The sequence below is a fragment of the Pseudonocardia sp. N23 genome, assembly GCF_002583555.1.
Classification (GTDB): Bacteria; Actinomycetota; Actinomycetes; order Mycobacteriales; family Pseudonocardiaceae; genus Pseudonocardia.
Genome location: NZ_BEGX01000128.1, coordinates 254,404 through 265,770 on the forward strand (window position 1 = coordinate 254,404; position 11,367 = coordinate 265,770).

Annotated in this window: 13 protein-coding genes; 5 read left to right on the forward strand and 8 right to left on the reverse strand. The window is 71.7% G+C overall.

Annotated features, from left to right (window positions below; all coding sequences use genetic code 11):
- A partial coding sequence (locus TOK_RS29295; RefSeq protein WP_172457848.1) for a CrcB family protein occupies positions 1-232 on the forward strand: 232 nt, incomplete at its 5' end.
- Positions 233-249: 17 nt separating this feature from the next.
- Here TOK_RS29295 and TOK_RS29300 read toward each other — a convergent pair.
- The 5 genes from TOK_RS29300 to TOK_RS29320 all read right to left on the reverse strand — a co-directional run bounded on the left by TOK_RS29300 (position 250) and on the right by TOK_RS29320 (position 5,378).
- The gene (locus TOK_RS29300; RefSeq protein WP_098961213.1) at positions 250-1,053 is read right to left on the reverse strand and encodes an ABC transporter permease; all 804 of its coding nucleotides are present in this window, start codon (positions 1,051-1,053) and stop codon (positions 250-252) included.
- Positions 1,050-2,093 (reverse strand): ATP-binding cassette domain-containing protein, encoded by a 1,044-nt coding sequence (locus tag TOK_RS29305; RefSeq protein ID WP_098961214.1) that lies wholly within the window; start codon positions 2,091-2,093, stop codon positions 1,050-1,052. The genes TOK_RS29300 and TOK_RS29305 overlap by 4 nt, the downstream gene beginning before the upstream one ends.
- Before the next feature lie 304 nt (positions 2,094-2,397).
- Positions 2,398-3,738, reverse strand: coding sequence for a DUF445 domain-containing protein (locus TOK_RS29310; RefSeq protein ID WP_374754942.1), 1,341 nt, complete (start codon positions 3,736-3,738; stop codon positions 2,398-2,400).
- Between the two features lie 220 nt (positions 3,739-3,958).
- Entirely contained in the window at positions 3,959-4,486 is a 528-nt protein-coding gene (locus TOK_RS29315) for a bifunctional DNA primase/polymerase (protein WP_098961215.1), read from the reverse strand.
- 688 nt (positions 4,487-5,174) lie between these two features.
- Positions 5,175-5,378: a cold-shock protein gene (locus TOK_RS29320; protein ID WP_098961216.1), complete on the reverse strand. Its 204-nt coding sequence runs from the start codon at positions 5,376-5,378 to the stop codon at positions 5,175-5,177.
- A gap of 759 nt (positions 5,379-6,137) precedes the next feature.
- Between TOK_RS29320 and TOK_RS29325 the strand changes: the two genes are divergently transcribed.
- Positions 6,138-6,698: a hypothetical protein gene (locus TOK_RS29325; protein WP_141566607.1), complete on the forward strand. Its 561-nt coding sequence runs from the start codon at positions 6,138-6,140 to the stop codon at positions 6,696-6,698.
- 246 nt (positions 6,699-6,944) lie between these two features.
- On the opposite strand, the gene mftR is transcribed toward TOK_RS29325, so the two are convergent.
- Together mftR and TOK_RS29335 are read right to left on the reverse strand one after the other, a co-directional pair.
- Entirely contained in the window at positions 6,945-7,556 is a 612-nt protein-coding gene (mftR, locus tag TOK_RS29330; RefSeq protein WP_098961273.1) for a mycofactocin system transcriptional regulator, read from the reverse strand.
- Positions 7,557-7,588: 32 nt separating this feature from the next.
- Positions 7,589-7,966, reverse strand: a complete 378-nt coding sequence (locus tag TOK_RS29335; RefSeq protein ID WP_098961218.1) for a cupin domain-containing protein — start codon at positions 7,964-7,966, stop codon at positions 7,589-7,591.
- Positions 7,967-8,022: 56 nt separating this feature from the next.
- Here TOK_RS29335 and TOK_RS29340 point away from each other — a divergent pair, with 56 nt between their 5' ends.
- Positions 8,023-8,502, forward strand: a complete 480-nt coding sequence (locus TOK_RS29340) for a MarR family winged helix-turn-helix transcriptional regulator (protein WP_098961219.1) — start codon at positions 8,023-8,025, stop codon at positions 8,500-8,502.
- 22 nt (positions 8,503-8,524) lie between these two features.
- On the opposite strand, the gene TOK_RS29345 is transcribed toward TOK_RS29340, so the two are convergent.
- Entirely contained in the window at positions 8,525-9,148 is a 624-nt protein-coding gene (locus tag TOK_RS29345) for a hypothetical protein (protein WP_098961220.1), read from the reverse strand.
- A gap of 816 nt (positions 9,149-9,964) precedes the next feature.
- On the opposite strand from TOK_RS29345, the gene TOK_RS29350 reads away from it, so the two are divergent.
- Together TOK_RS29350 and TOK_RS34560 are read left to right on the forward strand one after the other, a co-directional pair.
- Positions 9,965-10,717, forward strand: a complete 753-nt coding sequence (locus TOK_RS29350) for a hypothetical protein (RefSeq protein ID WP_141566608.1) — start codon at positions 9,965-9,967, stop codon at positions 10,715-10,717.
- Positions 10,714-11,367: polysaccharide deacetylase family protein (locus TOK_RS34560; protein ID WP_253258714.1), on the forward strand; the 654-nt coding region annotated here is incomplete at its 3' end. The genes TOK_RS29350 and TOK_RS34560, both read left to right, overlap by 4 nt.

Here is an 11,367-nt window from a genome sequence, read left to right on the forward strand (position 1 = left end):
CGGCTCGTTCGTCCTCGGCCTGACACTGGGCTCGACGGCGAGCCCCGAGGTGGTGCTGCTCGTCGGCACCGGGTTCTGCGGCTCGCTCACCACCTACTCGACGTTCGCCTACGAGACGGTCCAGCTCACCGCAGGCGGCAGCAGGCTCTTCGCGGCGTTCAACGCCGTCGGCTGCGTGCTCGCGGGACTCGGCGCGGCGGGCCTGGGGCTGGCGGTCGGCTCCCTGCTCTGAGCCTCCGATCCCGGGGATCAGCGGCTCGCCACCCGCCGGTACCGCGCGGCGGCCAGCGGCAGGAAGATCGCGACGATCGCCAGCGACGACAGCACCGCGTAGAGCACGGCGTGCTGTGCGGGCCAGGCCGTCGACTCCGCGAACCCGGGCAGCTGCGTCGGGTTGCCGAACAACTCCCGGCTCGCCCTGGCGACCGCACTGACGGGGTTCCACTCCCCGAACGGCTGCAACCAGCCCGGGAAGCCCTGCACCGACACGAACGCACTCGACACGAACGTCAACGGGAACAGCCAGATCAGGCCCGCGCTCTGCGCCACCTCGACGTTGCGCGCCACCAGACCCACGAACACGCCGATCCACGCCATCGCGAACGAGAACAGCAGCAGCACGCCGTAGCCGGCGAGGGCGTCGAGGACGCCGCCGCGGATGCGCCAGCCGACGATCAGGCCCGTCAGCGACATGACGACGAGCGTGATCACGGTGACGCCGAGATCGGACACCGCGCGCCCGAGCACCACCGCGACACGGGACATCGGCAGCGAACGGAACCGGTCGATGATGCCCTTGCCGAGGTCGTTGGCCATGCCGATCGTCGTGAAGAAGACGTTGAACGCCACGGTCTGGGCGAAGATGCCGGCCACCAGGAACTCCCGGTACGGCTCGCCGCCGAGGCTGCCCGCGAACACCAGCGCGAACAGCACCACGAACATGATCGGCTGCACCGTGAGGCCGATCAGCGCGTCGGGGACGCGCTTCATGCCGACCCAGTTGCGCCAGGTGATGACGCTGCTGTCGCGCAGTGCCTGTGTCAGCGCGCTCACGCGCTCTCCCCCTCGTTCTTCTCGGCCTGCTCTTCGGCCTCGGCCCGTCGTCTCCGCCGCGCCCGCCGGCCCTTCTTGGGCTCCGGCGGCGCCTCCTCCTCGGCGAGGTGGCCCGTGAGCTGCAGGAACACGTCGTCGAGGGTGGGCCGCTGCAGCCCGACGTCGAGCAGCTCGACGCCCTCTCCGTCGAACCGGCGGACCACCTCGACGAGCGCCTTGGTGCCGCCGCTCACCGGGACGGCGACGCGGCGGACGTGGTCGTCGACCTGCGGTTCGGAGATCCCGACGTCGGCCAGCACCTGCTGCGCGAACGGCACGTGTTCGGGGCGCGCGACGACGACCTGCAGCCGCTCACCACCGACCTGCGACTTCAGCTCGTCGGCCGTGCCCGCGGCGATCACCCGCCCCCGGTCGATCACCACGATCCGGTCGGCCAACTGGTCGGCCTCCTCGAGGTACTGCGTGGTGAGCAGCACCGTCGCCCCGTCGGCCACCAGCTCCGAGATCATCGCCCACGTGTCGAGCCGGCCGCGCGGGTCGAGCCCGGTGGTCGGCTCGTCGAGCACCACGACCTTCGGGGAGCTGACCAGCGCACCGGCGAGGTCGAGCCGGCGGCGCATCCCGCCCGAGTAGGTCTTCGACGGGCGCTCCGCGGCTTCGGTGAGCTTGAACCGCGACAGCAGCTCCGCCGCACGGGCCCTGGCCGCCCGCCGCGACAGCCCGTGCAGCCGTCCGACGAGGTAGAGGTTCTCGGCGCCGGTGAGGTTCTCGTCGACCGCCGCGTACTGCCCCGACAGCCCGATCGCCCGCCGGACCTGCTGCGGCTGCTCCATCACGTCGTGCCCGGCGACGACGGCACGCCCGGCATCGGGGCGCAGCAACGTGGTCAGGATGCGGACGGTGGTCGTCTTGCCCGCGCCGTTGGGTCCGAGGAGGCCGAGGATCGTGCCCGTCGGGATCTCGAGGTCGACACCGTCGAGCGCGCGGGTGGCCCCGAACGACTTGGTCAGGCCCTCGACGCGGACGGCGGTGCTCTCCATGCCGCGCAGACTAGGGGCCACCACCGACAGAAGTCGCCCGAATTGCCCGACGGTGGACACATCGGGCGAGGTGAACCCCGGGGACACGGCCCCACCCCGGCCGCACCTCACCGCTGCCGATCGCCGCCCGGACGACCGTGAGGTTGCGCCCGGCAGTCGGCGCGCGACCTCGTTGCTGCGACGACCCCCTTGAACCCGAGCCCCCGCTGGAGCAATGAGGCTGCGCCCGGCGGCGAGGACGGTCACGAGCCTCGGTCAGCGCACAGGGCCCGGCGGATGCCCGGTCGCGGCGCCGTCGTCGTCGTCAGAAGAAGATCAGCTGCGACACCGCGTAGATGACCAGACCCGCGAGTGCACCGACGACGGTGCCGTTGATCCGGATGAACTGCAGGTCACGGCCGACCTGCAGCTCGATCTTGCGCGAGGTCTCGTCGGCGTCCCAGCGGGCCACCGTGTCGGTGATCAGCGTCGTGATCTCGCCCCGGTAGTGCCGCACGACGTAGCCGGCCGCGTCGGCGATCCAGCCGTCGATCTTGCCGCGCAGCTCCTCGTCGCTCTCGAGCCGATGCCCGAACGAGACGATCCCGTCGCGGACGCGGGTGCGCAGCGCACTGGAGGGGTCGTCAGCGGCGTCGAGGATCATCCGCTTCACCGTGCCCCAGGCCTGGCCGATGAACGCCTGCACGTCGGGGTGGTCGACGACCTGCTGCTTGATCTGCTCGGCCCGCGCGATCGTGGCCTCGTCGTTCTGCAGGTCGCCCGCGAACTCGATCAGGAACGTGTCGACGGCCTTGCGCATCGGGTGCTCGGGGTCGGTCTTGACCGCCCACGCGAAGTTCTGCACCTCGGAGAACACCTTGTCGGCCAACATCTCGTCGACGAACCGGGGCGTCCAGCCGGGCGCCCGCTCGTGGACGACGCGCAGCACCGTCGTCTGGTTCGCCGTCACCCAGTCGTAGGCGCGGTCGCACACGAGATCGACGAGCCTGCGGTGCGAGCCGTCGGCGAGGAGCCCCTCCAGGACCTTGCCCAGCGGCGGCCCGATCGGCTTCTCCAGCAGCTTGCGGACGATGACCTGCTCGATGACGTCCTGGACGTCCTCGTCGCGCAGGACGGTGACGATGCCACGGGCGGCGGTCGCCAGCTCGGCCGTGATCCGGTCGGCGTTCTCGGGCAGGGTGACCCACGATGCGACCCGGGCCGAGATGCCGACCCGTTCGAGCTTGTCGCGCACGACGGCCTCGGACAGGAAGTTCTCCCCGACGAAGTCACCGAGGCTCCCGCCGATCTGGTCCTTCTTCGTCGGGATGATCGCGGTGTGCGGGATCGGTAGCGACAGCGGCCGCCGGAACAGCGCGGTGACGGCGAACCAGTCGGCCAGGGCGCCGACCATCCCGGCCTCGCCCGCCGACCGCATGTACCCCCACCCGGCCCCGACACGGAGCTCCAGGTAGCGCCCGACGAGGAACACGATCGTCGCCAGGACCAGGAACCCGGTGGCGATGATCTTCATCCGCCGCAGGTCGCGGCGCTTGATCGAGTCGTCGAGGGGTCCGAACGCGCCCAGCGGCACGCGCGCATCGTCCGCGCGGGGCTCGGTGGCGGGCAGCGCGCGCTGCTCCTGCTCGGTCGTCACGGTTCCCATAGTGCCCGTACGACGGGCGATCCGGCTCTCAGGGATCACCCTGGGTCTGACCGGGGCCGCCGGTGTTCCGCCGGCCCCGGTCACGTCGAGGGGGTTGGGGCGGCGCGCCGGGGGAGAAGTGCTCCCCCGGGCGCCGCACACCCTGTGCACCCGAACATCCCGGCGCGGAGCGACATCCGCTGCAACGGGGCGCGAACCGGGCGCGGCTCGCGGGTTCCGGTCAGGACCGGTACCGCGCACCTCTGGCGACGGCTGCTGCGGGCCGCTGGGCACCCGGCTGCGCGTCACCACCTGCTGCACGCCACCGCACTGCTGCGGTGACGGCGTCGATCACGAATGCGGCCTCCGGCACTGCGTAACCGGTGAGCCCCGGCGCGACCCGCCAGTGCACCCACCCGTCGGGCCGCTCGCTCGGCGGTGCTACGACGCCGATGCCGTCGGTGTGCAGCACGACGTCGGCATGCATGCTCACCTCCGGCGGCAGCCCGAAGCCTGCCGTCATCGGGAACCACCACGTGTCGTTCGTGGTGGCTGCGACGGGAACGACGAGCCCGCGGTCGCGCAGCGTCGCGCAGACGCGCCGGCCCAGCTCGGCCGGCACCTCCACGATGTCGAGTACCTCACCGGTGGCCAGCAGTACGTCCGTGCCCGTCCCGGGAATCAATGGCCATCCGTGGTCCGCGTACTCGCGGGCGGCTGCCCTCAGCTCCGCGCCGTACACGGCCCGGTAGCTGTCCCACCGCGACATCGTCCGTCCTCCTGCCGATCTCGATGCGGCGCCTTGCGCGGCGCCGTTCTGACATGTGGTGCAACGCAAGGATGCGGCATCGGGAACGTGACGAAACCCCACCGGCGGTGACCGAGCCCACTCCCGAGACGAGCGGATCATCGTGTCCGCGAGTGGTAGAGGGCGACCGATCGTCGACGGGCCACCGGTCCGGGCGGGCGGGTCGACGGCTACTCCGTTCGGGCGTCTACCGGTCGTCGTTCCGTTCGCCGGTTCGACACCACCTGGTCGTGTCGACGACGCAACCCTCCGCCCCGACGGCCGTCCCCCCGCAGCCGAACGGCCCCCGCCCGGGTGCGCAGGCGCCGGGAGGAGGCCCGGGGGAAGCAAGGCGGAGAGGCCCGGCACGGACGCCGGGCTCGAAGTCCGGGGCGAAGGTGCCGACACACACTCCCGGCCAGAGGTCCCGGACAGAGGTCCCGGACAGAGGTCCCGGACAGAGGTCCCGGACAGAGGTCCCGGATAGAGGTCCCGGACAGAAGCCCCGACGTCCCGAGAGAGGCTCGAGGGACGAGGCCCCGGAGCCGAGCCCCGGAGCCGAGCCCCGGATAGGGCCCCGACAGAGAAGGCCCCGGGAACGGACGATGCCGGCGTCCCGTGGGACACCGGCATCGTGGGTGCGGCCCTCAGAGGGCCGGATGAAGCTCGGTCAGATGGGGCGGACCGAGTCGGCCTGGGGGCCCTTGGCGCCCTGGCTGGCCTCGAAGTCCACCCGCTGGTTCTCCTCGAGCGTCCGGAAGCCGTCCGACTGGATGGCGGAGTAGTGGACGAAGACGTCCGGTCCGTTGTCGTCGGTGGCGATGAAGCCGAAGCCCTTTTCGGCGTTGAACCACTTGACGGTGCCCTGCGGCATGCGTTTCTCCCACACGTGAAGCGAATCCGGACGACACCGTGCCGGCCGGAGGCTGCGCGGGCGCCACCGAACGAAAGGGGAGGTTTGCTCCTCGACGTCGGCGAAGCCCACCGTCACTCTCCACGCACGCTTCACAACGATCGAGGAAAACACGACTGCAACCGCGCGGGAACCTATCACGCAAGGTGTGAGCTGCGACGACGGGCGCGGGCCCGGCACGCTCCGTCCTGCGCGGATTCCGCCACACCCGCCGGGAGCGTCCTCGGCCGCCACCCGGAACGGCGACGCGCGACCGGTCACTGCTGGTGGCCGCCGCCGACCTTCTCGTGACGGCGAGTCATCTCCTCCCCCTATCGTGGCCATCTCCACCAACTCGTACGCCGTCGGGTGATCGCCACCCGATCCGGACGGCGACGGGCGGCGCGTCGGGCGGCGTGCCCGGGCCTCGCGCGAGCCGACCACCTCATCGGGCGACCGTCGTTCAGGGGTTCAGATCCACTGCCGTCGCTCTCTGTGAGCAGGATCGGTGTGAATTGACGCCACCTCCGGAATGGACCCCTGTGCGGAACGAGAACGGCGACGCATGATTTCGCCGGACTCATCCCCCGCTCTTCCCTGGAGGTACAGGTGCGCTCGCGTAGATTGGCCGCCTCGATCATCGCCGTTGCGACGGGCTGCACAGCACTCGTGCTGGGCTCGGGCATCGCATCGGCCGAAACCGAACAACTCCCTGCCGTGCCCGTCGTTCCGGTCGTCCCCGTGACCCCGCTCGGATCGCTGCTCAACGGCGTCCTCGTGACGGTCCAGGGCCTCGTGCCGGGCCTGCTGGGCGGGCTCGTGCCCGTGCCGGCTGTCCCGGCCGTGCCGGCGGTCCCGGCCGTCCCGGCGGTCCCGTTGCCCGTCGACACCCCCGACATCGTCCCGCAGGCCGCCGACCAGCTCCCGCCGCTGCCGTCGGTTCCCGACATCCCGACCGACGTCCCGGCCCTGCCTGCGGTTCCGGCCGTCCCGACCGACATCCCCACCGTTCCCTGCGTACCGCCCGTCCCGACCGACCTGCCCGCGGTCCCCGGCGCCCCCGCCGACGTCCCCGCGGTCCCGGCAGACGTACCCGCGGTGCCGGCCGATGCCGCCGCGGTGCCGTGCGCTCCCGCCGACCTGCCGGCCGTGCCCGCGGTTCCGGGCGTCCCGACCGACGTCCCCGCCGTACCGGCGGTGCCCGCCGTCCCGACCGACATCCCGGCCGTGCCCGCCGTCCCGACCGACATCCCGGCCGTGCCCGCCGTTCCGGCCGACACCCCGGCCGTTCCCGCGACCTGACGATTCCGAATTCGAATCCAGGATTGTCCGGGACCCGGCGGAAAGGCTCGACACAACAGGGCCGGAAAAGGGGCCGACACAATCGACGCCCCCCGATTCCGGCCGGCCATCGGCCCTGAATCCCGTCCGCGGTACCGGAGGATCGAGGTGGGGTGTCGACGCGCCGGCGTCGACACCCCACCTCGTCACGTCGTGTCAGTACTATCGGTAATCGGTCACGTCCCGTGATCGGTGCCGGACGCTGGGTCAGGCGAGCTCGCCCGGGATCAGTCCGGTCTCGAGCGCGCGGAACGCCTCGTCGAGCAGGTCGCGCAGCTCCTCGTCGCTCGTCAGCCACGTCTCGTAGGCCGCGAGCGCGACGCCGAGGCTCGCGTGCCCGACCGTCAGCGGCACCAGCGCCTCGGGTGAGGTGCCGAGGCGCAGCGCCACGTAGTCGGCGACGACCTGACGCCACGCGGCGTACCGCAGCGTCGAGTAGGCCTGCAGGGTCGGCGTGCCGAGGATGAGCCGCAGCCGCTGTCGGTGCCAGGGCTGTTCCTCGGGCGTGACGTCGTTGAAGTCGAGCACGACCTCACGGATCCCCGTCATGACGGGGACGTCGGGGGCGAGCGCGGCGAACGTGGCCCGCATGCGGGCCAGCTGGTCGTCGAACGCGCCCCACGGCACGTCGTTCTTCGAGGCGTAGTACCGGAAGAAGGTGCGGCGGCCGATGCCGGCGGCCTGCGCGATGTCGTCGACGGTGGTGGCGTCGAAGCCGTGTTCCGCGAAGAGGTCGAGTGCGATGTGCTCGATCTCGAAGCGTGAGGTGACCGGCCGGCGGCCCGCGCGGCGGGCTCCCTCGTCGGCGACTGCGGACATCGCCACAGCATGTCACGCGCGCCCGGCACCGATCATGCGATCCAGGCGGGGACGACGGGGTCGGCCCCGGCGACGAGCGCGTGCGCGCCACCGGCTCCGGTGACGACGGCGGTGAACCCTGTCGCGGGGTCGGCGACGACGCGGCGCACGACCCCGGCGGGCAGGACGACGGTGTCCCCGGGTGCGAGCGGTACGTCCTCGCCGCCGGCGACCCGCACGGTGGCGGCGCCCGCGACGGCCCGCCAGATCTGCTCCGCGTCCATGGCGTGCTCGGGCCCGCTCGTCCCGGGCGCCATCTCGACCTGCCACAGCGCGTGGCCGGCGCCGCCGAGCGTCGGCGAGGCGAACGTCGTCATGACGGCGTTGGGTGTCTCGGTGCGACGGACCTCGCCGCTGCGTACGACCGACATCGGGGACCTCCTATGATGGACAACTACGTTGTCCAATACAGTAAACGAGGTTGTCGATGTCGTCCAGGCCGGGGCACCCACCGATGAGCGGCGCCGAGCTCGCCCTGCGCCTGCTCGCCGCATTCCGCGGCCTCGTCGACGACCTGCACGACGAGCTCACCGACCGCGGCCACGCCGACGCCCGCCCCCTGCACGGATTCACACTGCAAGCGATCGGCCCGCGCGGCGCCACCGCGGTCGAGCTCGGCGAGCGGCTCGGCGTCAGCAAGCAGGCGGCCGGCAAGACCGTCGAGGCGCTCGTCGAACGCGGCTACGCACGCCGCGACGCCGATCCCGGTGACGCCCGTCGCAAGATCGTGACGATCACCCCACGCGGCTACGAGCTGCTCGCACTGTCCGCCGAGATCTTCGAGCGGCTCCACGAGCGGCGCGCCGCCGCCATCGGCGACGACATGCCTGCCTTCGAGACGGCGCTGCGTGCGCTGGCCCCCGACCTCGGCGCCGGCCTCGACTCCCCCGGCTGGTTCGCCCGCTGACATCCGGGCCTCCCGGGGCCCGTCAGGTGGCCGGCCAGCACTTCCCCGCGGAGTACAGGGGCCGGGTGTCGACTGTCAGGCCCGGCGGCGGGTCGTACTGGATCGTCACGGGTCGCGCTGACGTGAGCGAGTCCTCGCAGGCCGTGACCCGGGAGTCCGTGCCACCGCCGATCCAGAAGGCGACATGGGCCTTCTTGGACGCGCCCCACTCGGCGATGCAGGGTGCGCAGTCGTCCTCCATCACGAAGTACCGCTGCAGCTTGGGCGAGTAGACGACGCCCCCGACGGGGATCTCGCGGACGTCCGTCGCCATCGTGATCGGGTCGTCGAAGGCGCCCGTGCCGCCCGCGGTGTGATGCCGGTCGGAGGGGTGGGCGATGTCGGTACTGCCCGGCGGGTCGTTGTCCGCGGCAGAGTAGAAGGTGACGAGCGCCTGGACCTGCGCCGCGGCGTAGGCCCGCGGCGGCGCGGTCGTCGTGGGGGCGGCGGCCGGGGTGGTCGCATCCGGCGCCCCGCTCCCGGCCGAGCAGCCCGCGGCGACCAGTGCGACCGCCGCGACCGCCGCCGCACCCAGGAAGCGCAACCGGCGTCGCGGCCCGACCGCGCGAGGCGGGGTCGTGCCGTGGGTGGATTCGAACTCGCTCATTCCGTCCTGCACCGTCCGTCGGAGTCGTCGCGGACCGTCCGGCCCGTCGTGGCCACACGTCCCCACAGACTTGCGGACCCGACGGGCAGGCGCCTCACCCGGACAGGATGCCGCGCTCACGAGGGCCTGGGCGTTCAGGGTCAACCTTTCGGCTCCACACATATCCGGTGGCCACGACCAGCATCGATCATTCGGGACGGCGCACCGATCACCGCCGTCCCGACGAGGTCGAGCCGAGCTCTTCCATTCGGAGCAATAGTCATTGATCGATAACGGAGAGTAAGACACCATCGACGGGCGAGACGCCGAGCTACTCACAGCCCAACACGTTCGCCGACCGCGAGGGGTGCGACGGCCGCGCCGACAAGATCGACGTCGATATCCCGCTCACCTGCTGTAACGCTCATGCCTCCGCCACCGAAATCGTCCATGTGCTCGCTGGAGGGGCTGGCACGGCGACGTGGCGAGAGACTCGAGACGACCGGAAGCATCAGCGTTTCCAGAATACAAGACTCATTCGCTCAATTCGCCTGTACGAGGCATTCGCTAGTCTGTTCGGAGGTAACACGGTGCAACATCGTGTTGTCGCCACTTCCCTGGTCAGAGCGGTGGCACCCACCACAACAGGCCCGTTTTCATGGTCATCCGGACCGCGCCATGTCATCGACGCCGACGCGTCGGGTGCAGCGCGGACCGAATGGACGGTCTTGGCCGGCTCGTCGCGCGACTGCGGAGCCGGCCGGCGAGACATCCCTCCACGACGATCTTCCGGGGCACCGTCGGTGCGCCGGCAGCGACAGACGGACGGAACGGGACATGAGCGCCGACACGGACTCCACACCCACGGCATCCCCGGCGGTGGAGCGTGACAACACTCCGGTCTTCGTCGACGGCACGGGTCGGCGGGGCAGGCGGGTCAAGCGGGTCGCCTACGTGGCGGCCTCGGCGTGCGCGGCGTACATGGCCGTCGTGGGGGTGAGCCTCGCCGCGCACCAGGACACGTCGCTGTTCGCGTTGCCGGGAGTCGGCTCGGTCGCCGCGGGCGATCCCGAGTCGGCAGGAATCCTCGGTGCGCAGACCGTGGCGGATCCCGGTTCGGCCCGGTCGGGAACCCGGCCGCCGATCATGCTGGGCGCGATGCTCTCGCGCGTGCTCGTCCCCGTCGCGACGACGGCGACGATGGCCCCGGCCGTACCGGTGCTCGCGGTGGCGCCGGCCGTCCCGGTCGCTCCCGTCGTCCCGCCGGCCGTCGTTCCGCCGGTCGTGACCGCACCGACCGTGCCACCGACGAACTCCGAGGGAACTCCCGACCCCGGCGTACCGGCCACTCCCCCGCCGGTGGACCCCCCACCTGCCGACCCGGTGGACCCGCCGCCCGCCGACCTGCCTCCCGCGGACCCACCTCCCGTCGCTCCGCCCCCGGTCGACCCGCCGGTCACCGATCCGCCCGTCACCGAGCCGCCCGTCACCGAGCCGCCGGTCACCCGGCCGCCCGCGGACCCACCGGTCACCGAGGTGCCGCCCACCGTCACCGTGACCGTCACGACCACCCCCTCGAGCGCGACGTGAGCCGCCCCGGCAGGCTCCTCGGCCGCCGCCGGGTGCCACGACCGAAGTGGGTCTTCCTCGTGATCGCGATGGCGATGGTCGCGTCGATCCTCGCCCTCAACGGACTGGTCAACCCGAAGGTCGGAACCGACGCCGAACGCCAGGCGCCGCACGGCCCCGAGGACCAGGTGCCTCTCGCGGTGGTGCAGGGCGGATCGGTGGTCGACGCCACCGCCGGCCACGTGCGCAGCCTCGGCTACCCGTCGAAGACCGTGGCACTGACGTTCGACGACGGCCCCGACCCCGAGTGGACGCCGCAGATCCTCGACGTCCTGACCCGCTACGACGTCCCCGGCACGTTCTTCGTGCTCGGCTCGCTCGGCGCCCAGCACCCCGCCATCCTGCGCGACATCGTCGACTCCGGGTCCGAGATCGGCCTGCACACCTTCACCCACCCCGACCTCACGACCGTCTCCCAGGACCGGATGAGCCGCGAGCTGAGCCAGACCCAGCTCGCGATCGCCGGCGCAACGGGCAAGGTCAGCTACCTCGTCCGGCCGCCGTACTCCTCCGAGGTCACAGCGCTGGACAACAACCAGTTCCAGATCGTCCGCGAGCTCGGCGACCGGGGCTTCGTCACCGCGTTCACCGACGTCGACAGCCGGGACTGG

Coding starts and splice junctions, on each gene's coding strand:
- TOK_RS29320 (WP_098961216.1), bottom strand. CDS start 5,378: ATGCCGCAGGGCACCGTCAAGTGGTTCAACGCCGAAAAGGGCTTCGGC.
- TOK_RS29315 (WP_098961215.1), bottom strand. CDS start 4,486: ATGTCGCGGTGGGACAGCTACCGGGCCGTGTACGGCGCGGAGCTGAGG.
- TOK_RS29335 (WP_098961218.1), bottom strand. CDS start 7,966: ATGTCGGTCGTACGCAGCGGCGAGGTCCGTCGCACCGAGACACCCAAC.
- TOK_RS29340 (WP_098961219.1), top strand. CDS start 8,023: ATGTCGTCCAGGCCGGGGCACCCACCGATGAGCGGCGCCGAGCTCGCC.
- TOK_RS29305 (WP_098961214.1), bottom strand. CDS start 2,093: ATGGAGAGCACCGCCGTCCGCGTCGAGGGCCTGACCAAGTCGTTCGGG.
- TOK_RS29350 (WP_141566608.1), top strand. CDS start 9,965: ATGAGCGCCGACACGGACTCCACACCCACGGCATCCCCGGCGGTGGAG.
- mftR (WP_098961273.1), bottom strand. CDS start 7,556: ATGTCCGCAGTCGCCGACGAGGGAGCCCGCCGCGCGGGCCGCCGGCCG.
- TOK_RS29345 (WP_098961220.1), bottom strand. CDS start 9,148: ATGAGCGAGTTCGAATCCACCCACGGCACGACCCCGCCTCGCGCGGTC.
- TOK_RS29310 (WP_374754942.1), bottom strand. CDS start 3,738: ATGGGAACCGTGACGACCGAGCAGGAGCAGCGCGCGCTGCCCGCCACC.